Source organism: Streptomyces sp. NBC_00670 (genome assembly GCF_036226765.1).
Taxonomy (GTDB): domain Bacteria; phylum Actinomycetota; class Actinomycetes; order Streptomycetales; family Streptomycetaceae; genus Streptomyces.
Genome location: NZ_CP109017.1, coordinates 883,145 through 902,605, shown reverse-complemented (window position 1 = coordinate 902,605; position 19,461 = coordinate 883,145). Strand labels below are relative to the sequence as shown.

Sequence of the window (19,461 nt, the reverse complement as noted above, 5' to 3'; positions counted from 1 at the left end):
CCCGTAGACTCCCGGAGTGACCGCCACCGCCACCTCCGTGGACCGGCCCGACCGGCCCGACCGGCTCGCCCCCCGGGACACGCCGGCCACGCGCCCCCTGCGCCTGCTGCGCCGGCTCCTGCCGGCCGCCGCCGCGGCGCTCTGCGGAGTGCTCCTCTACGTCAGCTTCCCGCCCCGCACCCTGTCCTGGCTGGCCCTCCCCGCCTTTGCCGGGTTCGGCCTGCTGCTGCGCGGCCGTACCTGGAAGTCAGGGCTCGGCCTCGGCTATCTGTTCGGGCTCGGGTTCCTGCTGCCACTCCTGGTGTGGACCGGCGTCGAGGTCGGCCCCGGGCCGTGGCTGGCGCTCGTCGCCGCCGAGGCGGCCTTCGTCGCCCTGGTCGGCGCGGGCATCACCGTCGTCTCCCGGCTGCCCGCCTGGCCGCTGTGGGCGACCGCCCTGTGGATCGCAGGCGAGGCGGCACGCGCGCGCGTGCCGTTCGGCGGCTTCCCCTGGGGCAAGATCGCCTTCGGCCAGGCCGACGGCATCTTCCTGCCCCTCGCCGCGGCCGGCGGCACCCCGGTGCTCGGCTTCGCGGTCGTCCTGTGCGGCTTCGGCCTCGGCGAAGCCGTCCGCCTGGCCGTCGGCATGCGGCGCACCGGCGGGCTCCGGCGCGGGGCCGCCGCCGTCGCCCTGCTGAGCGTGGCCGTCCCCGTGGCAGGCGCGTTCGCCGCCCGGCTGCTGGTGAGCGACAAGGCCGAGAACGGCACCACCACGGTCGCCGTCATCCAGGGCAACGTGCCGCGCGCGGGCCTGGACTTCAACTCCCAGCGCCGGGCTGTCCTCGACTACCACGCGCGCGAGACCCGGCGGCTGGCCGCCGAGGTCGACGCCGGCAAGAAAGCCCGCCCCGACCTCGTGCTGTGGCCGGAGAACAGCTCCGACATCGACCCCTACACCAACGCCGACGCCTACGCCGTCATCGACGGCGCCGCCAAGGCGATCAAGGCCCCCATCTCGGTCGGCGCGGTCATCGAACGCGACGGCAAGCTCTACAACGAACAGATCCTCTGGGACCCGGAGAAGGGCCCCCAGGACACCTACGACAAACGGCAGATCCAGCCGTTCGGCGAGTTCCTCCCGCTGCGCGGCATGATCGGCGCGATCAACAAGACGTGGACGTCGATGGTGCGCCAGGACTTCAGCCGGGGTCACGAACCGGGCGTCTTCACCATGGCGGGCGCCCGCGTCGGCCTCGTCACCTGCTACGAGGCGGCCTTCGACTGGACCGTCCGCTCCACCGTCACCGACGGCGCCCAGCTGATATCCGTGCCCAGCAACAACGCCACCTTCGACCGCAGCGAGATGACGTACCAGCAGCTCGCCATGTCCCGGGTCCGCGCCGTGGAGCACAGCCGCACCGTCACCGTGCCGGTGACCAGCGGCGTCAGCGCGGTGATCATGCCCGACGGCCGGATCACCCGGAAGACCGGCATGTTCGTCGCGGACTCCCTGGTGCAGAAGGTGCCGCTGCGCTCCTCGCAGACGCCCGCGACCCGGCTCGGCACCCTGCCCGAACTGGCGCTCGTCCTCGTCGCGGCCGGCGGCCTCGGCTGGGCGGCCACCGTGAGGGTCCGCGCGCGGCGGGCCGACGGCACCCCGGCGCGGGCGGCCGACCAGGGCTGACAGCCGCAGCCCTTAGGGTCGCGGCATGGCCACTCCTGATTTCATCCGCACCCTCCGGGCCTCCGCGGGCCACCAGTTGCTCTGGATCCCGGGCGTCAGCGCCGTCGTCCTGGACGACGCGAACCGGGTCCTGCTCGGCCAGCGCGCCGACAACCGCGAGTGGGCGGTGATCGGCGGCATCCCGGACCCCGGGGAGCAGCCCGCGGAGTGCGCCGTGCGCGAGGTGTACGAGGAGACGGCGGTGCGCTGCGTCGCCGAGCGGGTCGTGTCGGTCGGCGCGAGCCGCGAGGTCACCTACGCCAACGGCGACATCTGCCAGTTCATGGACATCACCTTCCGCTGCCGGGCCGTGGCGGGCGAACCCCGGGTGAACGACGACGAGTCGCTCGCGGTCGGCTGGTTCGAGCTGGACGCGCTGCCGCCGCTGCGCGAGGGGCACCGCTTCCGGATCAAGCAGGCGCTCACCGACGAGCCGACCTGGTTCGGGACCACCGCGGAGTGAACCCGCGCCCCTGAGGGGCGCAGAAAACCGCGCGCAGTGGCCCGGATCACACCGCCCGGCTTGAGTGCCGGGTGGGGGCGCACGACGTACCCACTCCTGAGGACCGATGCCCGGATGCGACGATGGGGCGCCATGACGGCAGGGTGGGGTGCGCGCACGGTGCGGGCCGCGATGTTCGCGGCCGTCTGTGTGCTGCTCGCCGCCCTCGGACACGTCCTGATGTCCGGCCGCTCCGTCCCCTGGTGGGCGCTCCTCGCCGGCGCGGCACTGACCGCGGCCGCCGGGTGGTGCCTCGCGGGGCGCGAACGCGGGCTCAGGACGGTCGTGACGGCCGTCGTCGTGGCGCAGACGGCCCTGCACACGGCGTTCACCCTGGCGCAGATGCCGGGGTCCGGGACGACGGCGTCCCTGCCGACGCACGCCATGCACACCCCTCACCCGCACGGGGCGTCCGCGCACACGGGCATGGGAATGGGGATGGACATGGGCGCGGGGCCGGCGCCGCACGCCCTCGTGCCCCTCCCGGACGCCGCCACCTTCGGCATGTTCGCCGCCCACCTGGTGGCCGCACTGCTGTGCGGCCTGTGGCTCGCGTACGGCGAGCGCGCCGCCTTCCGTCTGCTGCGCGCCATGGCCGCGCGGCTCGCGGCACCGCTGCGGCTGCTGCGCGCGCTGCCCGCGCCGCCCGACCGCCCCCGCGTCCGGCCGTGCCGCCGCCGCTCGGGCCGGGCGCCGCGGCCGGACCCGCTCGTCCACACGATCACCACCCGGGGTCCGCCCGCGGGGACCGCTGTCGCCTGACGACAGCCGGAAACACCCGGGGCGCCCCTGTGCGCCCCGGGTCCGGGCCGCACGCCCCGGCGCCCGTGCACCGCACGCGCCCCGACGTACGGCCGTTCCCGCCCACCGGCTCCGTACCGCGGTGCGCCGTCGCGCGCCGTCACGCCCTCGCTCGGCCCGCGCACCCGCGGTCCGGACGCCGGACGACCCGAGAAGGACCTCCGGTGATCATTCCTGCCCTGCTCCCTGCGCCCACGACGGCGGCACCCTCCTGCGACCACGCGAGGACCGACCACGCGAGGACCGACCACGTCCACGCGGCGAACGACGAGTCGACGACCGCCTGGGCGCTGGCCGCCCGCACCGGCGACCCGGACGCCGTGGACCGTTTCGTCCGCGCCCTCCACCGTGACGTGCTGCGCTTCGTCGCCCATCTGTGCGCCGATCCGCAGGCCGTCGACGACCTCGCCCAGGACACGTTCCTGCGGGCGCTCGGCAGTCTGCACCGTTTCGAGGGCCGTTCCTCGGCCCGCAGCTGGCTGCTGTCCATCGCCCGCCGTGCGGTGGCCGACAGTTTCCGCCACGCGGCCGCCCGCCCCAGGCTCAGCGACGTCCCGGACTGGCGGCCGGTCGTCGAGCGGGCCCAGCCGCGCGGCCTGCCCGGCTTCGACGACGGCGTCGCGCTCCTCGACCTCCTCGCCACGCTCCCCGCCGAGCGCCGCGAGGCGTTCGTGCTCACCCAGCTCCTCGGACTGCCCTACGCGGAGGTGGCCGAGGTCAGCGACTGCCCGGTGGGCACGGTCCGCTCCCGCGTGGCCCGCGCCCGGGCGGCCCTCCTGGACCTGCTCGCCGCGGCCGAGAGCACCTCTGTGGCCCTGACCGCCGCCTGATGCCCGCGGCCTGATTTCCGCCGCCGGTGCGCACCGTGAAGGGCACGCACCGGCGGCGCATGGTCCGGTAGCGCCTGGGTAGGCGCCCCGGGTCCGATCGGGCTGTTCGAACACCGGACGGCCCGACCGCCACGACCTGGGAATTCGCCATGACCACACCCGAGAACCCCCGCACGACCACCGCCGTCCACAACGCGCTCAGCACGCTGCTGGTGGACGCGCAGGACACCGACGCGCTGGACACGCTGGCCGGGAGCGAGGTCCTGATCCCCGTGCCGGACGACGCCGCCGACCAGGACGCCACCGATCCGGGCACGGTGGCGCTGCCCGTGCTCGAACAACCGGGCGGGGAACCGACCGTGCCGGTGTTCACCTCGGAGGGGGAGATGGCGGACCTGCTGCCGTCCGTCTCCCGCTACCGCCTGGTCCCGCTCGGGGCGCTGGCGGCCCAGTGGCCGACCGACGAGCTGTCCCTCACCATCGACGCCGCCTCACCGCACGGCCTCACCCTCGACTCGCAGGGGGTACGGAGCCGGCTGGCCCGGCCCTGAGCCGGCGGCCACGGCCCCGGGCCGGTGGGCCGGCACGGCCTTGAGTCGGTGCCGGCCGGCACCGGTTCAGCCGGTACCGGCCACCCGCAGCCCCCTTGCGCCGTACCGTCAGCCGCTCAGCGTCCGCTCCAGCGCCGCCCGCTGGAGCGGACGCACCTCCGCGTACAGCGCCCGGCCCTTCTCGGTCAGGGCGACCCAGACCCCGCGCCGGTCGTGCTCGCAGACGGAGCGCGTCACCAGACCGTCCTTCTCCAGCCGGCCGATGAGCCGGGACAGCGCGCTCTGGCTGAGATGGACCCGGCCGACGAGGTTCTGCACCCGGCACTGCTCGCCCTCCCGCGGCGCCTGCGAGGCGAGCAGGTCGAGCACCTCGAAATCGCTGGCCCCCAGGCCGTGCGGGTGCAGCACACGGTCGATCTCGCACATCGTGCGCGCATGCACCGACAGGATGTCCCGCCACCGCTCCTCGAGCGGGGATGCGGCCGTCTTCGCTGACATACCCGAACGGTAACAGAATCCGGCCATTCGTTGACTATGCAACTAACTCTGGGTGCAACTAACTCTGGGTCGCGTCCTCGGTGAGGCCCAGCAGGTTGCCGTCCGCGTCCTTCAGGAAGGCGATCAGCTTCCCGCCGCCGACGTCCTGCACGTCCTGCAACACCTCGGCGCCGGCCTCGCGCAGCGCGGCGACGCGGGCCCGGATGTCGCTCACGTGCCAGTAGGGGACCGGGCCGGTCATCCCCCTGGCGTGCCCGTTGGGGTCGAGTCCGATGTCCTGACCGGCGTCCTTGAACCCCACGTAGTAGGACTCGTCGGCGTACGGCTCCGTCTCCAGCAGCGCCCTGAACACCGCCTTCGCCCGCTCGAGGTCCTTGACGGGGTAGATCACGGTCTGCACTCCACCGGTCATGGCGGCGACTCCTCGGTTCTCGTACGGTCCGCGGCCGTCCGGCCCCGGTGATTCCACGCTAGGCGGGGGAGCCGTCCAGCGGCTTCTCGAAAACTGACCGGTTCCGGGACCCGGGCCCACACCCGCCGCCCCTGGGCGACTTCGGCCCGTTACCCCCTCTGCGCGAACCCCCGCCCCACGTCACAGTGGGCAGCGCGAGGTCGTCGGGAAGGGGCGCCGTGCTGAAGTCACCCATGGGCAGCGGCGGGATCCGCCGTCGCATCCTGGAGCTGTTGGTGGACCACGACGGCGCCACCGCCCGCGGCGTCGCCGCGCGGCTCGGCATACCCCCCGACCTCGCCCGCGCCCATCTCGACCTCCTCACCGCCGCCCGTCTGCTGCGCACCGAGCGCGCCGGCGGGCGGACGCGCTACCACCGCGACGAGGCACGCATCGCTGAGGCCCGCGATCTGTTCGAAGCAGGGTGGTAGCCGCCCCCCGGCACCGGCGCCCCCCCGCCCCCGGCACTGGCGCCCCCCTTGCCCCCGGCACCGGCGCCCCCCCTTGCCCCCGGCACCGGCGCCCCGCGGCCCGGTCTCCCGGCGGCCGTTCGCACACCCTCCGCCCCGCGCGATAGCCTTGCGACCGGCCGCGATCCCGTGTCGCGGCGCGGCGGTGGGGCCCGCCGTACCCGAACCGCGGCACGGTCGCCGCCAACGGTCCCTACTTGCACCCGAGCGTGCCCGGCGGACCGGGCCCCGGCGAGTAGGAGCTGCCCATGACGGTCCCGCACCCCGACCGCGTCGACGACGAAGCCCCCGCGCCCACCGCCCCCACGCCCGTGCGCCGCCCGCCCGTGTGGCGCGGCCAGGGCCGCGCGGTGGCCGCCGTCGCGCTCGGCGGCGGCCTCGGCGCCACCGCCCGCTACGCCGCCGGCCTGCTGTGGCCGACCGCCACGGACGGCTTCCCCTGGGCCACCCTGTGGGTCAACGTCGTCGGCTGTGCCGTGATCGGCGTCTTCATGACACTTCTCGCCGAGGTGTGGACCGCCCACCCCCTGGTCCGGCCCTTCTTCGGCACCGGCGTGCTCGGCGGTTTCACCACGTTCTCGACGTACGCCGTCGACATCGAGAAACTCCTCGACGCGGGCCACCCCCGCACCGGCCTCGCCTACCTCGCCGCCACCCTGCTCGCGGCCCTGGCCGCGGTGTGGCTCGCCGCGACCGCCACCCACCGCCTCCTGCGTCCGACCGGGAGCCCCCGATGACCCTTCCCCTCCGCCGCGCGCTACGCCTGACCGTGATCGTCGGCGAGTGCGACACCTGGCACCACAGGCCCCTCCACGCGGAGATCGTGCACCGCGCCCACGCCGCCGGGCTCGCGGGGGCGAGCGTGTTCCGCGGCGTCGAGGGGTTCGGCGCCTCCTCGGTGATCCACACCTCCCGGCTGCTCTCGCTCAGCGAGGATCTCCCGGTGGCCGTCGTCGTCGTGGACGCCGAGGACCGGGTACGGGCCTTCCTGCCGACGATCGAGGAGCTGCTGACCGGGGGAGTCGCCGTCCTCGACACGTGTGAACTGCTCACCCCCGCCCGTCCGGGCGACGACGCAGGGGACGAGCGCGGCCGTGGACGACACCCGGACGAACCGGACCCGGAAGGTAAGAACTCGTTGTGAACTGGCTGTTGGTCGTCGTGGGCGCCATGGCCGGCGCCCCGCTACGCTATCTCACCGACCGTGCGGTGCAGTCCCGGCACGACTCGGTCTTCCCCTGGGGGACCTTCGTGGTCAACGTCGTCGGGTGCGTGGTCCTCGGCCTCCTGACCGGCGCCGCGGCCGCGGGCGCCGCCGGCTCCCGGCTGCAACTGTTGCTGGGCACCGGTCTCTGCGGGGCCCTGACCACCTACTCGACGTTCTCCTACGAGACCCTGCGGCTCGCCCAGGACGGCGCCCGCTCCTACGCGGCCCTCAACGCGACGGCGAGCGTGGCGGCCGGGCTCGGCGCGGCCTTCGCCGGTGTCTCGCTCGCCGGCGCCCTGTGGTGAGGCGGCGCCCTGCGGTGAGGCGGGCGGACCGTGGCGGTGAACAGGCCCGTACACACGTGTAGTAAGACTGTCCCCGCCACCCCCGCGCCGCCGGTACCCCGTGGGTAAGACACTCCCCGCCGAGTGCCTTGCCGCGACCCGTCGCCGTCCTTACGTACGCGTGCGTTCCTCATGTGTCCGCACTTTTCCTCTTCCGCGAGCAGAACTGGATCCCATGAGCGTCATCAACGTCGGTCAGGCCGTCGTCCTCGGAGCCGTCGAGGGGGTGACCGAGTTCCTGCCCGTCTCCTCCACCGGCCATCTGAAGATCACCGAGGGGCTGATGGGCATTCCCGTCGACAACGACGCCGTCGTCGGGTTCTCGGCCGTCATCCAGGTCGGTGCCATCGCCGCGGTGCTCGTGTACTTCTTCAAGGACATCGTGCGGATCGTCTCCGCCTGGGGCCGCGGACTGGCGAACAAGGAGGAGCGGTACCACCACGACTACAAGTTCGCCTGGTGGGTGATCTACGCGACGATCCCGATCGTGATCGTCGGCCTCGCCGCCAAGCCGCTGATCGAGGGGCCGCTGGCCTCGCTGTGGGTGGTGGCGGGCTCGCTGATCGTCGGCAGTGGGGTGATGTGGGCCGCCGACCAGATGGGCCGGCACAAGCGGGGCGAGGACGACACGTCGTTCAAGGACGCGATGCTGGTCGGCTCCTCGCAGATCCTCGCGCTGCTCTTCCCCGGCTTCTCCCGCTCCGGCGCGACGATGTCCACGGCACTCGTCCTCGATCTGGACCGGGTCGCCGCGACCCGGCTGTCGTTCTTCCTCGGCATCCCCGCGCTCACCGGCGCCGGTCTGTACGAGCTGAAGGACGCGCTGGGGGCCGGCGTGGGCGTCGCGCCGCTGGCCACGGGCACGATCGTGTCGTTCGTGGTGGCCTACGCGTCCATCTCCTGGCTGCTGAAGTTCGTCGCCAAGCACTCCTTCAACGCGTTCGTGATCTACCGGATCGTGGTCGGCGTGGCCCTGATGGGGCTGCTCGGCGCGGGCGTGCTCGACGCCTGACGCCCCTCCCGGGGGTGCGGGCCGTGTCGTCGGCACCCCCGGTCCCGTTTGACAGAAACGTTTCGGCGGACGCAGGATCGGCCCGTGAACCTGTCAGACAGCCAGACAGCGGGTCAGGCGCCCCGGCCGACGGCCGGGCAGGGCCCGCGGCGGGTCAGTGCGATGGAGGCGGTGCTCACCCATCTGCGCGGCGCGATCGAGCGCGGCGAGTACGCCATCGGCGAGCGGCTGCCCTCCGAGGCCGAGCTGTGCCGCACCCTGGAGGTCAGCCGGCCCGTGCTGCGCGAGGCCCTGCGGGCCCTGCAGACCATGGGGCTGACCGTCTCCCGGACCGGCCGGGGCACCTTCGTGGTCACCGACACCGTCGAGGACCCCACCTTCGGCGACTACACCGCCGCCCACCTGCTCGAAGTGCGCCGCCACGTCGAGATCCCCGTCGCCGGCTACGCGGCACTGCGCCGCACCCCGGACGACCTGGACCGGCTGACACACCTCCTGGACCGCATGGAGCGGGAGACGGACACCGTCGCCTGGGTGGCGATGGACACCCTGTTCCACCTCAGCGTGGCCGAGGCCGCCCAGAACCCGGTCTTCCGCCGGGTGATCGAGGAGATCCGGGACGCGCTGGCCCGCCAGTCGGCCTTCCTCAACGACCTGGGCGGCCGGCGCGAGCAGTCGAACCGCGAGCACCGCGCGCTCGTCGAGGCCCTCGCCGGCGGCTCGGAACAGGACGCGGTGCGGGCCATGTCCCACCATCTCGACCGGGTCGAGACGACTTTGACCGACATCGTGCGCCCGGGGCGCACGGGTACCCCCACGTGAGGCGGAGCGGAGCGTTGAGCGAGCAGCGGCAGTATCAGGGTGCCGGATCCGGGAACGTGCCCAGGGCTTCGGGGGCTTCCCGGCCTTCCGGGAGTGTCGTGGCCGACGCTCCCGCGGTGCGCGAGCCCCGTCACGCACCCGTCGCGCATGTGGTGCGCGGGGGCCTCGTCGAAGGGGTGCACTACGGGTCGGTCGTCGTCCTCGGCGCCGACGGGGAGGTGCTGCTGGACGTCGGCGACACCGAGGCCGCGTTCTATCCGCGCTCGGCGCTCAAGCCCGTCCAGGCGGTCGCCATGGTGCGCGCCGGGCTGCCGCTCGACGGGGAACTGCTGGCGCTGGCCGCGGCGAGCCACTCCGGGGAGGAGCGGCATCTCGACGGCGTCCGCCGCGTCCTCGGGCAGGCGGGGCTCGGCGAGGGCGAGCTGCGCAATGTGCCCGATCTGCCGTTCGGGGCGGGGGAGCGGGACGCGTGGATCCGGGCGGGGCGGAAGCCGTCGCGGCTCGCCCAGAACTGTTCGGGCAAGCATGCGGCGATGCTGTACACGTGCCGGGTGAACGGGTGGTCCCTGACGGACTACCTCGACCCCGGGCACCCGTTGCAGCGGGGGATCGCCGTGACCGTCGAGGAGCTGACCGGGCAGCGGATCGCCCGGGTCAGCGTCGACGGGTGCGGTGCGCCGCTGTTCGCCGTCTCCCTGCGAGGGCTGGCGCGGGCGTCGGCCCGGCTCACCACCGCGCCGGCCGGGACGGCGGAGGCACGGGTGGCGGACGCGGTGCGGGGGCATGCGGAGATGGCGTCCGGGCGGGGGCGTGATGTGGCGGCGCTGATGGAGGCGGTGCCGGGGGTGTTGTCCAAGGACGGGTTCGAGGGGGTGCAGGTCGCGGCGTTGCCGGATGGACGTGCGGTGGCGGTGAAGGTGTCGGACGGGGCGGAGCGGGCGAGGGTGCCGGTGGTGGCTGCGGGGCTGGAGTGGGCGGGGGTGGAGCGGGGGCTGTTGAAGGCGTTCGCCGGGGCGACGTTGCTGGGTGGCGGGCGGCCGGTGGGGGCGGTGACGGTGGTGCCGCCGTTGCCTGCGCCTGCCGGCGGGTGACGTCCAGGGCGATTCCTCCGGGAGGTGACTGGGGCTGTGCCCCGGTCCCAGGGGAGGCTTGGGGGCTGCGCGCCCTGACTCCCGGCCGGCCCAAGGGCGCGAGGAACTGCGCGATCAGCCGGACACGTCCCGTATCCGCCGGCTCACCGCACCCTCCGAGCTCTGCCGCGTGCCCGCGCCCTGCCCGCGGAGCGCAACGCCAGGGTCAGTGCCGTCACCGCCGTCAGTGCCGCCGCGCCGACCAGCAGGACCAGTCTCGGGGAGCCGGCACCGCTCCGGGCGTGGGACCGGGCCGGTGGGCCGGGGTGGGCCGGGGGCGGGGACGGCGCCGGGGACGACTTGCCGTGGCGTTCCAGGGAGCCCACCGCCGTGACGTGGCCCTCCGCCCCGAACCCCCAGTCGAGCAGCGCCCGCGCCTCCTCGTACACCTGGAAACCGCCGCCCACCCGGGGGTGGAGCACCGTCACGACCAGCGTGTGCCCGCCCCGGTGCGCCGCCGCGATCAGCGTGTTGCCCGCGTTGCTGGTGTAGCCGTTCTTGACGCCGATCAGACCCGGGTACGGCGCCACCCCGTCGGCCCCGGTGAGCAGGCGGTTGGTGTTCTGGATGCCGTACGGCTGCCCGTACCCGGGGAAGTACGCCTCGGGCGTGTCGCAGTAGCGGGCGAAGTCGGGGTCGTGCAGTCCGGCGCGGCCGAAGACGGCGAGGTCGTACGCCGAGGACACCTGCCCCGGCCGGTCGTAGCCGTCGGGCGAGACCACGTGGGTGTCGAGCGCGCCCAGTTCCCGCGCCTTGGCCTGCATCTGACGGGTGGTGGCCTCCAGGCCGCCGTTCATCGCGGCCAGGACGTGCACCGCGTCGTTGCCCGAGCTGAGGAAGACCCCGCGCCACAGGTCGGCCACGGTGTAGGTGAGTCCCTCGGCGACACCGACGAGGCTGCTGCCGGGGCCGATGCCCTCGAGTTCCCGCTCGCCGACGGTGTGCCGGGCGTCGCTCGGCAGCGCGGGGAGCACGGTGAGCGCGAACAGCGTCTTCAGCGTGCTCGCGGGCGGCAGCGGACGGTGCGCGTCGTGCGCGGCGAGCACGTCGCCCGTGTCGGCATCGGCCACCAGCCAGGAGAGCGCGGAAACCTCCGGCACCGCGGGCGCCCCCGCCCGCGGCCGAACCCGCGTGTCGGCCCCGCCGGTCGCCGCGCTCGCCGCGCTCGGCGCGGAAGCCGGAGCCGACGCCGAGGACGGGCTTGACGGCGGTGCCGACGGGCCCGTGTCGGCGACGGACGAACCCGGCGCGAGGGCGAGCGCGCCGACCGCGCAGACGGCGGCGCCGCAGACGGCAGTGCGGTGTGAGAAGCCGAGGGTCATACCGGCAACGCTCGGGAAAGGAGGCCCTCCGCGCCGGTCGGGCCGGTCCGAACGGGCGGATCCGGCACCCGGTTGCCGCAGCCGCCGCGCGCCGCACGGACGCCGGGCGGGCGGGATGTGCGCGGAGCCGCCGGTGCGGGGGCCGCCGTACGGCCCCGCTCACCCCTGCCGCAGCGTCGGCTGCACCTGGTGCAGGAACGTGGCGTTGTCCGGGGTCGCGCGCAGACGTTGCAGCAGTGTCTCGTAGCCGTTCGGCCCCTGGGCCTGGCCGTCGCGGGACACGAGCGCCCGGCGCAGGCCGCGTACGGTGGTCAACTCGCCCTGTGGGATGAGGAGTTCCTCACGCCGGGTGCCGGAGGCGGTGAGGTCCACGGCGGGGAAGACGCGTCGGCCGGCCAGTGTGCGGTCCAGCCGCAGTTCCATGTTGCCGGTGCTCTTGAGCTCCTCGAAGAAGTAGTCGTCGGCGCGGGAGCCGGTCTCCACCAGGGCGGTGGCCAGGATGGTGAGCGAGCCGCCCTCCTCGGCGAGCCGCGCGGCGCCGAAGAACCGCTTCGGGCCGAGCAGCGCCGCCGCGTCGACGCCGCCGCTGAGCGTGCGGCCGCCGGAGCCCGCCGCGTTGTTGTGGGCGCGGCACAGCCGGGTCAGCGAGTCGAGCAGGATCACCACGTCGCGGCCCTGCTCGACGAGCCGCTTGGCGCGCTCCACGACGAGTTCGGCGAGCGCGATGTGCTGCTTGGGCGTCCGGTCGAAGGTGGAGGCGTACACCTCGCCGCGCACCGAGCGCCGCATGTCGGTCACCTCCTCGGGCCGCTCGTCGAGCAGCACGACCATGAGGTGGCACTCGGGGTGGTTGCCGGCCACGGCCGCGGCGATCTGCTGCAACAGCACGGTCTTGCCGGTCTTGGGCGGGGCGACGAGCAGCCCGCGCTGCCCCTTGCCGACCGGCGCGAGCAGGTCCATCAGGCGTCCGGAGACCCCGCTCGCCGGGTGTTCCAGGCGCAGTCGCTGACGCGGGTGCAGCGGGGTGAGGTCACGGAAGTGCGGCCGCTGCCGGGCCTCGGTGGGCGTACGGCCGCCGACCAGGGTGACGTCTGTCAGGGCGCGGCGGTCGCCGAGCGTGCCCTCGACGTGGTCACCGGCGCGCAGTCCGTACCGGCGGACCAGCGCGGCCGGGACCTCGGTGTCGGCGGGCGTGGGCAGGCAGTCGCCGGTGCGCAGGTGCCCCTTCCCGTGCCGGTCGACGTCGAGGAGACCGGCGACGGTGCGCGTCCGCCGTGTCTCGGGGGGCCGTTCGAGGGTGGGTGTGATGGTGGATGTCGTAGTGGTCGTCATGGGAGAGGTCCTTTCGGAACGGACGCGGAAGCACGCGGAAGGGGAGGGGAAGCCACGAGGGGGAGGGCCAGTGGGCACGTCTCCACGGGGCGGCGGGAACGGCGTCCCGGACGCGGTTCCGCTACGGGAACCGCCGTGACGGCCGCGAGGACCGCCGGGTCGGCGGGATGCCTGGTGGGAAGCCACCGGCCGGTCGTACGACGACGGGCGGGGCGGCGGAACGGGAGTGAACAGTGGCACCGGCGCCCCGGACGGGGCGTGAACACAGGTGCTGTTCGCACTGTAGCACTGGCCGCGACGGCGTCAACGCCCCCACGGCCCGGCTTGTTCCCCGACCGCGGCGTCCGCGGAGGTGGCGGCCGGAAGTTTCGCCGACCCGTCGCGCATACCAGCCATACGAACGCCCGATGGCCCCGCGGTGCCCCTTTTCTTGTTCTCGCCAAAGGCCGTCCCTACGCTTCCAGCACCGCAAGACGGCAACACTGGACAAGGGACGTCAGCATCATGGGCCGACTGGCCGGAAAAATCGCCTTCATCAGCGGCACAGGAGCCGGAATAGGCCGGGCCGCGGCTCAGGTATTCGCCGCCGAGGGCGCCTTGGTATTCGGTTGTGACCTGGACGGAGAACGGGACCGGGAGACCGTCGAAATGGTCGGGAAAAACGGGGGAGTCATGCGTTCCGTGGCCCCCGCGGACCTGTCCACCGAGGACGGCGCGAAGGAATGGATCGAGGCCGGGATCGCGGCCTTCGGCGGCATCGACATCCTTTACAACAACGCCTCCGCGCTGCGCAACGGACCGTTCGAGACCCTGCCCGCCGAGGACTGGTACTTCACCATCAAGAACGAACTGGACATTCCCTACTTCTGCACCCGGGCCGCCTGGCCGCATCTCGTCGCGCGCGGCGGCGGCGCCGTCCTCAACGTGGCCTCCGTCGCCGCCGTGCGCGGCGCCCCCTTCCTGCCGATGGTGCCGCACGGCGCCGCCAAGGGCGGGGTGCTGGCGATGAGCAAGCACCTGTGCGCGGCCGGCGCCCCGCACGGCATCCGCGTCAACACCATCGCCCCCGGCATGACCCGCACCTCGGCGACCGCCCCCTTCCTCGACGACCCCGACGGCCCCAGGGAGCGGTTGGAGGCCCGGATCCCGGTCGGGCGCGTGGGCGAGCCGGAGGACATCGCCCGTGCCGCCGCCTTCCTCTGCTCCGACGAGGCCTCCTTCGTCAACGGCGCGAACCTCATGGTCGACGGCGGCGACAGCGCGATGGCGGGCTGAGCGATGACCACCCGACTCGACCACATCGGCGTCAACGTACGCGACCTGCCCGCGCAGACGGCCTGGTACCGGGAGGCGTTCGAGCTGAAGCCGGTCTTCGAGTTCCATCTCGACGGACCCGGGCTCGGCGGCGTCGTCCTCGAACACCCGCACGGCTGGCGGCTGGAACTCCTCGCCCGCCCCGGCTCCGCCCCCGGCCTGCGCGCCCCCGACCCGCTGACCGCCGCGCTCACCGAGGGCTACGGGCACTTCGCCCTCACCACGCCCGACCTCGACCCCCTCTACGCGCGCCTGCTGGCCCACGGCGCGGCCGAGGCCGTGGCCCCCGGGCCCTCGCCCGAACCCGGCGTGCGCATGGCCTGGGTCCGCGACCCCGAGGGAAATCTCATCGAGCTCATGGAAAAGAAAGAGTCCGAAAGAAAGCCCGAAGGAAGTTCCGCACAGCATTCCGTACGAAAGCCCGAGTGAGGACACGCATGATGACGGATTCGATCTCCTTGAAAAGACTGGACCGCGGCACGCTCCTCGCGTGCTGTCTCGCCGTGGCCGCGGCCCAGTTGTGCATCACCGTACCCTCGCCCATCAATGGGGAGATCCAGGCCGCTTTCGGGGCGTCCGGTTCCCAGGTGGCCTGGGTGACGTCCGCCTTCATTCTGCCCACCGCCATTCTGGAACTGAATTTCGGTGTGGTCGGCGACCTCTTCGGCCGCAAACGGCTGCTCGTGCTCGGCGGAATCGCCCTCGCGCTCGGTGAACTCCTCAACGCCACCTCGCAGAATGTCACCATGCTGTGGACCGGCCAGGCCGTGGCCGGCGTCGGCGCCGCCGCCCTCTTCCCCAGTTCGCTCGCGGTGATCGCCTCCGCGACCCCCGGGGAGAAGGACCGCGCGAAGGCCGTCTCCACCTGGGCGCTGAGCATCTCCCTCGCCTCCGCCGTCGGACCGCTCTCCTCCGGGGTGCTGGCCACCGTCGCCGACTTCCGCTTCGCGTTCGTGCCGCCCGTCGTGCTCGGCGTGGCCGTCGCCGTCGCCTGCTGGTTCCTGGTCACCGACTCCCGTGCCCCCGAGGGCCGTTCACTGGACTGGCCGGGTCAGATCACCGTCGCCGTCGGACTCACCGCACTGCTCTGGGGCATCATCGAGGGCGGCGACCGCGGCTGGAGCAGCCCTGTGATCGTCGGCGCGCTCGTGCTGGCCGCGGCCGGGCTCGTCGGGTTCGTCGTCGTGGAGAAGCGTGCCGCCTCGCCGATGTTCAACCTGGACCTGCTGCGCATCCCCTCCTTCGCCGCCGCGGCCGTGGTCGCCCTCGCCGGCATGTTCGGCTTCATCGGCACCGCCTACTGCGTCTCCATCCGCCTCGGCGCCGTGATGCATCTGAGCGCGCTGCGGGCCGGTATGCCGTTCGTCATCCTGCAACTGGTGCCGCTGCTGCTCGCACCGGCGCTGAGCCGGATGCTGACCCGGGTGGAACCCCGACTGCTGCTGATGGGCGGTCTGCTGCCCATGGCCGCCGGCCAGTTCTGGATTGCCGCGCTGCCCGTCACGACCACCTCCCTGGCCGCCTTCATCGGCCCGGTGCTGCTGCTCGGCATCGGCTTCATCTGCGTGGTGTCCTCGCTGACCTCGGCCGCCGTCAACGCCGTGCCGCTGCACATGACCGGCATGGCCAGCGGCGCCACCAGCCTGGTCCGCGAGTTCGGACAGGGGCTCGGTCCTGCGGTGATCAGCACCATCGCGATGAGCGCCGCCTCCTCCGCGCTGGTGGGCAAGCTCAGCGGCGCGGACGCGGGGATGGAGGCCGCGGCCGGGCCGCTCGCGGTCGTCAACGCCGGCAGCGACGGCGCCCGGGCCGCCGCCCAGTCGGCGCTCGGCCACGGCATGGCCCTCGGCGTGGTGATCTGCGGCTGCGCCTCGCTGCTCGGCGCGCTGGTCACCCTGCTGCTGGTCCGCAAGGACGGCGCCCGCGCGACGGCCGACGCGAACCACTCCGCCGTCCAGCCCGCGTCCGCGTGACCCGACCGGACGAAGCGGAGGAGGCCGGGGCACCAGCCCCGGCCTCCGGCACGTTCCGGCACGCTCCGGCGTGCTCCGACACCTTCCCGCGCGGCCTCCGGCCGGAGAGCAGGGCCGCCCGGCCCACCGCCGGCCGGGAATTCCGTGCGGCCCGGGCCGCTGCCCGGGCCCGCTCCGCACACGTCAGGAGCCGTCCAGCGCGTTCGTGATCGCCTTCACTCCGCCGTGTGCCGTGTAGCCGCCGTCCACGGTGATCTCCGCGCCGTTGACGTAGGACGACTCCTCCGAGAGCAGGTACACCACCAGGGGAGCCACCTCGTCCACCGTGCCGGGCCGGCCCTGCGGGGTCATCGACAGGTGGGCTCCGACGAACACCGGGTCGGCCGTCGTCATCAGAGGGGTGTCGATGTAGCCGGGGTGGATCACGTTGGTGCGGATGCCGTGCGGGGCCAGTTCCAGGGCGGCCACCTTCGACAGCCCCCGCAGCGCCCACTTGCTGGCCGTGTACGCGACCGCGTGGTGCGCGGTGAGTCCGGCGACCGAGCCGACGTTCACGATCGAGGACCCGGCCGGCATCAGCGGGGCCAGCGCCTGCGTGCCGAGCAGCGCACCGGTGGTGTTGACCGCGAACGCCCGGTTCCAGTCGGCGAGTCGCACCTCGCCGAGCCGGCCCCGCATGGGGATCCCCGCGTTGTTGACCAGGCCGTGGACGACGTCCAACGAGGCGGCCAGCGCCGCCCAGTCCTCGGGGGACGACACGTCCAGGTGCCGGTGGGTGACGTCCAGGCCCTCGGCGCGCAGCGCGGCGGCCAGTTCCTCGCCGGGCTCGTCGAGGACGTCGGTGGCGATCACCGCGGCGCCCTCCCGGGCCGCCGCCGTCACCTCCGCCGCCCCCTGCCCCCGCGCGGCTCCGGTGACGACGACGGTACGGCCCGCCAGACGCGAACGGCTCACGGTTCCTCCAGGTGGGTACGGGGTCTCCCCGCGCGGGAGCCGCCCCCTCGGGCCGCAGCCGCGCGGGCTCTCCCGGCCACGCTAGGAAACCGCGCTCAGCTCCGGAAACGCGTGTGCGGCATGGCTGTCATCCGTCCCGGCGATCTCCTGAGGACCGCGGGCGAGAGGCGCCGGCTCCGACAGTGACTCGCCCACGCGGCGCACCGTCTCGCGCAGCCAGCGGTGGGCCGGGTCCGCGTGCCGGTTGTGGTGCCAGTACATGGCCTCCACCAGCGGCACGTCCGGGAACGGCGTGGGCACGACCGCGCAGCGCGCGAACCCCTCGTAGCGCCGGGCGAGCCGCTCGGGCACCAGGGCGACCAGGTCGGTCCCGCTCACCAGGAACGGCAGCACGCTGAAGCCGGGCGTGCTGACCTGCACCCGCGGCACGATGCCGAGTGTCTCCAGCTGGCGTTCGGCGGGGGTGTGGCTCTTTCCGATGGCGCACGCGGCGTGCGGCATCTCGGCCAGGTCCCGCAGCCCGAGCCGGCCGTCGGCCAGCCGCGGGTTGTCCGGGTCGACCAGACAGACGAACCGGTCGTGCATCACGGCCTCGCTGACCCCCGGCAGCTGATAGCCCAGCGGCACGATCATCAGGTCGTGGCAGCGCAGATGCGTCTCGTTCTCCAGCTGCCCGTCCACGATGGGGTGGAAGTCGATCCGCACCCCCGGCGCCTCCTCGGCGATCACCCGCAGCAGCGGCTCCACCAGCACCGTCATCACGTAGTCCGACATGACCACCGAGAACCGCTGCCGACTGCGCCCGGGGTCGAAGTGCCGGGTCAGCGAGAGCGCCTCCTCGGCCTTCTGCAGCGAGGACCGGACGACGGGCAGCAGCCGCTCGGCGAGCGGGGTCAGCTCGTACTCGCGGCCCACCCGGATCAGCAGTTCGTCGTTGAAGTGGCGGCGGAGCCGGGCCAGGGAGCCGCTCATCGCCGACTGGCTGGTGTTGAGCCGGACGCCCGCGTGCGTGACGTTCTTCTCCTCCAGGAGGGCTTCCAACGCCACCAGAAGGTTGAGATCGATTGCCCCGAGACCCACGATGTCCCCTTCCGGCCACGTCATTGAAGGCTCGATGAAACCGGAGCGTAACGGCGGTTTCCGGTCAGGAGAAGAGCCGGGGAACAACTCACAGGGATGCGATGACAGTCATCGTCGCACGGGATGTGCGCAGGTCAGGAGGCCCGTACGGAACGCTTCCGCACGGGCCCCGGTGAACGCGGGCGACGCCGCGCGGCCGGTCACGGCCTCGGTGTGCGCCCCCGCTTGCGCGCCCGGGGCAGATAGGCGTCCGTGCGCCCCGGGACGACCGTGTTGCGCAGCGTGCCCAGCCGCTCCACGGCGAGCGTCACCACGTCCCCGGGCATCAGCGGCGGCGGGGTGCGCTCCCCGAGCCGCCCCCAGAACTCCGCCAGCGCCCCCCACCCGCAGGTGCCGGAGCCGAGGATGTCACCGGGCCGCACCCAGGCGTCCCGGGTGGCGTAGGCGATCATCTCCTCGAAGGTCCAGGAGACATGGGCGAGAGTGTCGCGGCCGATCAGCTCCCCGTTGAGGGTGACCGTCATCTCCAGGTCGAGGAAGCCGTCCGCGTCCCGCCTGTCTTCCACCTCGTCGGCGGTGACCAGGTAGGGCCCGAGCGTGTTGGCGAAGTCCTTGCCCTTGGAGAAGCCAAGGCCGAGGCTCTTCTCCGGTTTCTGCAGATCCCGCGCGGACCAGTCGTTGAAGACGAGGTAACCGGCGATGTGCTCGTGCGCCCGCTCCGGGGTGAGATCGCGGCCCGCGCGCCCGATCACCACGCCCACCTCCAGCTCGAAGTCGAGCACCGCGCACCCCGCCGGCACGGGCACGTCGTCCTGGGCACCGTAGGCCGCGTGCGGGTTGGTGAAGTAGAAGTTGGGCGCCCGGTACCACTCCTCGGGCACGTGCTCCAGCCCGTCCAGCGACTTGGACACGCCCTCGATGTGCGCCTCGAACCCGACGAAGTCACGGATCGACGGCGGCTCGAGCGGCGGCAGCAGCCGCACCCGGTCGACGGTCAACTCACTTGTCACGGCCAGCGCTTCGGCGCCCGCGCTGTGCAACTCCCCCCGCTCCAGCAGCTCCCGCACCGTCACCCCCTCGGGCAGCGGGTGGATCACCTCCCCGTCGACGGCACCGGCGCGCCGGACACCCTCCCGGCCCCGCTCCTCGTACGTCGCGAACCGCAT

At 73.4% G+C, this 19,461-nt stretch carries 22 protein-coding genes; 15 read left to right on the top strand and 7 right to left on the bottom strand.

Translation table 11 applies throughout. From position 1 onward, the window contains the following. Window positions 1-16: 16 nt before the first annotated feature. The 5 genes from lnt to OIE12_RS03915 all read left to right on the top strand — a co-directional run bounded on the left by lnt (window position 17) and on the right by OIE12_RS03915 (window position 4,386). A complete protein-coding gene (gene lnt, locus OIE12_RS03935) occupies window positions 17-1,663 on the top strand; it encodes an apolipoprotein N-acyltransferase (protein WP_329131759.1) in 1,647 nt (548 codons plus the stop codon). Window positions 1,664-1,688: 25 nt separating this feature from the next. Beyond that, complete coding sequence (locus OIE12_RS03930) at window positions 1,689-2,165, top strand: NUDIX hydrolase (RefSeq protein WP_329131757.1); 477 nt, start codon at window positions 1,689-1,691, stop codon at window positions 2,163-2,165. A 132-nt stretch (window positions 2,166-2,297) separates the two neighbouring features. After that, window positions 2,298-2,966, top strand: coding sequence for a hypothetical protein (locus OIE12_RS03925; protein ID WP_329131755.1), 669 nt, complete (start codon window positions 2,298-2,300; stop codon window positions 2,964-2,966). Window positions 2,967-3,169: 203 nt separating this feature from the next. Further along, window positions 3,170-3,835 (top strand): sigma-70 family RNA polymerase sigma factor, encoded by a 666-nt coding sequence (locus OIE12_RS03920; RefSeq protein ID WP_443053756.1) that lies wholly within the window; start codon window positions 3,170-3,172, stop codon window positions 3,833-3,835. A gap of 149 nt (window positions 3,836-3,984) precedes the next feature. Further along, window positions 3,985-4,386: an SseB family protein gene (locus tag OIE12_RS03915; RefSeq protein WP_329131753.1), complete on the top strand. Its 402-nt coding sequence runs from the start codon at window positions 3,985-3,987 to the stop codon at window positions 4,384-4,386. 108 nt (window positions 4,387-4,494) lie between these two features. On the opposite strand, the gene OIE12_RS03910 is transcribed toward OIE12_RS03915, so the two are convergent. Both OIE12_RS03910 and OIE12_RS03905 read right to left on the bottom strand, forming a co-directional pair. Beyond that, window positions 4,495-4,884, bottom strand: coding sequence for a MarR family winged helix-turn-helix transcriptional regulator (locus tag OIE12_RS03910; protein ID WP_329131751.1), 390 nt, complete (start codon window positions 4,882-4,884; stop codon window positions 4,495-4,497). 58 nt (window positions 4,885-4,942) lie between these two features. Next, window positions 4,943-5,296: a VOC family protein gene (locus OIE12_RS03905; RefSeq protein ID WP_329131749.1), complete on the bottom strand. Its 354-nt coding sequence runs from the start codon at window positions 5,294-5,296 to the stop codon at window positions 4,943-4,945. A gap of 218 nt (window positions 5,297-5,514) precedes the next feature. Between OIE12_RS03905 and OIE12_RS03900 the strand changes: the two genes are divergently transcribed. The 7 genes from OIE12_RS03900 (at window position 5,515) to OIE12_RS03870 (ending at window position 10,281) form a co-directional block, all read left to right on the top strand. Next, a complete protein-coding gene (locus OIE12_RS03900; protein ID WP_329131748.1) occupies window positions 5,515-5,766 on the top strand; it encodes a winged helix-turn-helix domain-containing protein in 252 nt (83 codons plus the stop codon). A 287-nt stretch (window positions 5,767-6,053) separates the two neighbouring features. Further along, window positions 6,054-6,542, top strand: coding sequence for a fluoride efflux transporter CrcB (gene crcB / locus OIE12_RS03895; RefSeq protein WP_329131746.1), 489 nt, complete (start codon window positions 6,054-6,056; stop codon window positions 6,540-6,542). Further along, a complete protein-coding gene (locus OIE12_RS03890; RefSeq protein ID WP_329131744.1) occupies window positions 6,539-6,949 on the top strand; it encodes a DUF190 domain-containing protein in 411 nt (136 codons plus the stop codon). The genes crcB (OIE12_RS03895) and OIE12_RS03890 overlap by 4 nt, the downstream gene beginning before the upstream one ends. Continuing rightward, window positions 6,946-7,317, top strand: coding sequence for a fluoride efflux transporter CrcB (gene crcB / locus OIE12_RS03885; RefSeq protein ID WP_329131742.1), 372 nt, complete (start codon window positions 6,946-6,948; stop codon window positions 7,315-7,317). Before OIE12_RS03890 ends, crcB (OIE12_RS03885) begins: the two co-directional genes overlap by 4 nt. A gap of 214 nt (window positions 7,318-7,531) precedes the next feature. After that, complete coding sequence (locus OIE12_RS03880) at window positions 7,532-8,368, top strand: undecaprenyl-diphosphate phosphatase (protein WP_329131740.1); 837 nt, start codon at window positions 7,532-7,534, stop codon at window positions 8,366-8,368. Window positions 8,369-8,530: 162 nt separating this feature from the next. Then, window positions 8,531-9,190 (top strand): FadR/GntR family transcriptional regulator, encoded by a 660-nt coding sequence (locus tag OIE12_RS03875; RefSeq protein WP_329141718.1) that lies wholly within the window; start codon window positions 8,531-8,533, stop codon window positions 9,188-9,190. Between the two features lie 116 nt (window positions 9,191-9,306). Continuing rightward, on the top strand, window positions 9,307-10,281 hold the full coding sequence (locus OIE12_RS03870) for an asparaginase (protein WP_329131738.1): 975 nt from the start codon (window positions 9,307-9,309) through the stop codon (window positions 10,279-10,281). A 143-nt stretch (window positions 10,282-10,424) separates the two neighbouring features. On the opposite strand, the gene OIE12_RS03865 is transcribed toward OIE12_RS03870, so the two are convergent. Next, entirely contained in the window at window positions 10,425-11,642 is a 1,218-nt protein-coding gene (locus tag OIE12_RS03865; RefSeq protein WP_329131736.1) for a D-alanyl-D-alanine carboxypeptidase family protein, read from the bottom strand. Between the two features lie 159 nt (window positions 11,643-11,801). After that, window positions 11,802-12,974, bottom strand: a complete 1,173-nt coding sequence (gene rho, locus OIE12_RS03860; RefSeq protein WP_329131734.1) for a transcription termination factor Rho — start codon at window positions 12,972-12,974, stop codon at window positions 11,802-11,804. Window positions 12,975-13,478: 504 nt separating this feature from the next. Between rho and OIE12_RS03855 the strand changes: the two genes are divergently transcribed. Genes OIE12_RS03855 through OIE12_RS03845 form a run of 3 tightly spaced genes read left to right on the top strand, consistent with a single transcriptional unit; the run spans window position 13,479 to window position 16,261 of the window. Further along, on the top strand, window positions 13,479-14,249 hold the full coding sequence (locus OIE12_RS03855) for an SDR family NAD(P)-dependent oxidoreductase (protein WP_329131732.1): 771 nt from the start codon (window positions 13,479-13,481) through the stop codon (window positions 14,247-14,249). A gap of 3 nt (window positions 14,250-14,252) precedes the next feature. After that, complete coding sequence (locus OIE12_RS03850; RefSeq protein ID WP_329131730.1) at window positions 14,253-14,717, top strand: VOC family protein; 465 nt, start codon at window positions 14,253-14,255, stop codon at window positions 14,715-14,717. 11 nt (window positions 14,718-14,728) lie between these two features. Further along, a complete protein-coding gene (locus OIE12_RS03845) occupies window positions 14,729-16,261 on the top strand; it encodes an MFS transporter (RefSeq protein ID WP_329131728.1) in 1,533 nt (510 codons plus the stop codon). A gap of 183 nt (window positions 16,262-16,444) precedes the next feature. Here the strand turns inward: OIE12_RS03845 and OIE12_RS03840 are convergent, their stop codons facing one another. The 3 genes from OIE12_RS03840 to OIE12_RS03830 all read right to left on the bottom strand — a co-directional run bounded on the left by OIE12_RS03840 (window position 16,445) and on the right by OIE12_RS03830 (window position 19,461). Beyond that, complete coding sequence (locus OIE12_RS03840) at window positions 16,445-17,215, bottom strand: SDR family NAD(P)-dependent oxidoreductase (RefSeq protein ID WP_329131726.1); 771 nt, start codon at window positions 17,213-17,215, stop codon at window positions 16,445-16,447. An 81-nt stretch (window positions 17,216-17,296) separates the two neighbouring features. Then, the gene (locus OIE12_RS03835; RefSeq protein ID WP_329131724.1) at window positions 17,297-18,295 is read right to left on the bottom strand and encodes a LysR family transcriptional regulator; all 999 of its coding nucleotides are present in this window, start codon (window positions 18,293-18,295) and stop codon (window positions 17,297-17,299) included. A gap of 200 nt (window positions 18,296-18,495) precedes the next feature. After that, window positions 18,496-19,461, bottom strand: coding sequence for a fumarylacetoacetate hydrolase family protein (locus OIE12_RS03830; protein WP_329131722.1), 966 nt, complete (start codon window positions 19,459-19,461; stop codon window positions 18,496-18,498).

Coding starts and splice junctions, on each gene's coding strand:
- OIE12_RS03905 (WP_329131749.1), bottom strand. CDS start 5,296: ATGACCGGTGGAGTGCAGACCGTGATCTACCCCGTCAAGGACCTCGAG.
- OIE12_RS03880 (WP_329131740.1), top strand. CDS start 7,532: ATGAGCGTCATCAACGTCGGTCAGGCCGTCGTCCTCGGAGCCGTCGAG.
- OIE12_RS03925 (WP_329131755.1), top strand. CDS start 2,298: ATGACGGCAGGGTGGGGTGCGCGCACGGTGCGGGCCGCGATGTTCGCG.
- OIE12_RS03865 (WP_329131736.1), bottom strand. CDS start 11,642: ATGACCCTCGGCTTCTCACACCGCACTGCCGTCTGCGGCGCCGCCGTC.
- OIE12_RS03845 (WP_329131728.1), top strand. CDS start 14,729: ATGACGGATTCGATCTCCTTGAAAAGACTGGACCGCGGCACGCTCCTC.
- OIE12_RS03850 (WP_329131730.1), top strand. CDS start 14,253: ATGACCACCCGACTCGACCACATCGGCGTCAACGTACGCGACCTGCCC.
- rho (WP_329131734.1), bottom strand. CDS start 12,974: ATGACGACCACTACGACATCCACCATCACACCCACCCTCGAACGGCCC.
- OIE12_RS03830 (WP_329131722.1), bottom strand. CDS start 19,461: ATGCGGTTCGCGACGTACGAGGAGCGGGGCCGGGAGGGTGTCCGGCGC.
- crcB (WP_329131746.1), top strand. CDS start 6,054: ATGACGGTCCCGCACCCCGACCGCGTCGACGACGAAGCCCCCGCGCCC.
- OIE12_RS03915 (WP_329131753.1), top strand. CDS start 3,985: ATGACCACACCCGAGAACCCCCGCACGACCACCGCCGTCCACAACGCG.
- OIE12_RS03890 (WP_329131744.1), top strand. CDS start 6,539: ATGACCCTTCCCCTCCGCCGCGCGCTACGCCTGACCGTGATCGTCGGC.
- OIE12_RS03875 (WP_329141718.1), top strand. CDS start 8,531: ATGGAGGCGGTGCTCACCCATCTGCGCGGCGCGATCGAGCGCGGCGAG.
- OIE12_RS03855 (WP_329131732.1), top strand. CDS start 13,479: ATGGGCCGACTGGCCGGAAAAATCGCCTTCATCAGCGGCACAGGAGCC.
- OIE12_RS03930 (WP_329131757.1), top strand. CDS start 1,689: ATGGCCACTCCTGATTTCATCCGCACCCTCCGGGCCTCCGCGGGCCAC.
- OIE12_RS03910 (WP_329131751.1), bottom strand. CDS start 4,884: ATGTCAGCGAAGACGGCCGCATCCCCGCTCGAGGAGCGGTGGCGGGAC.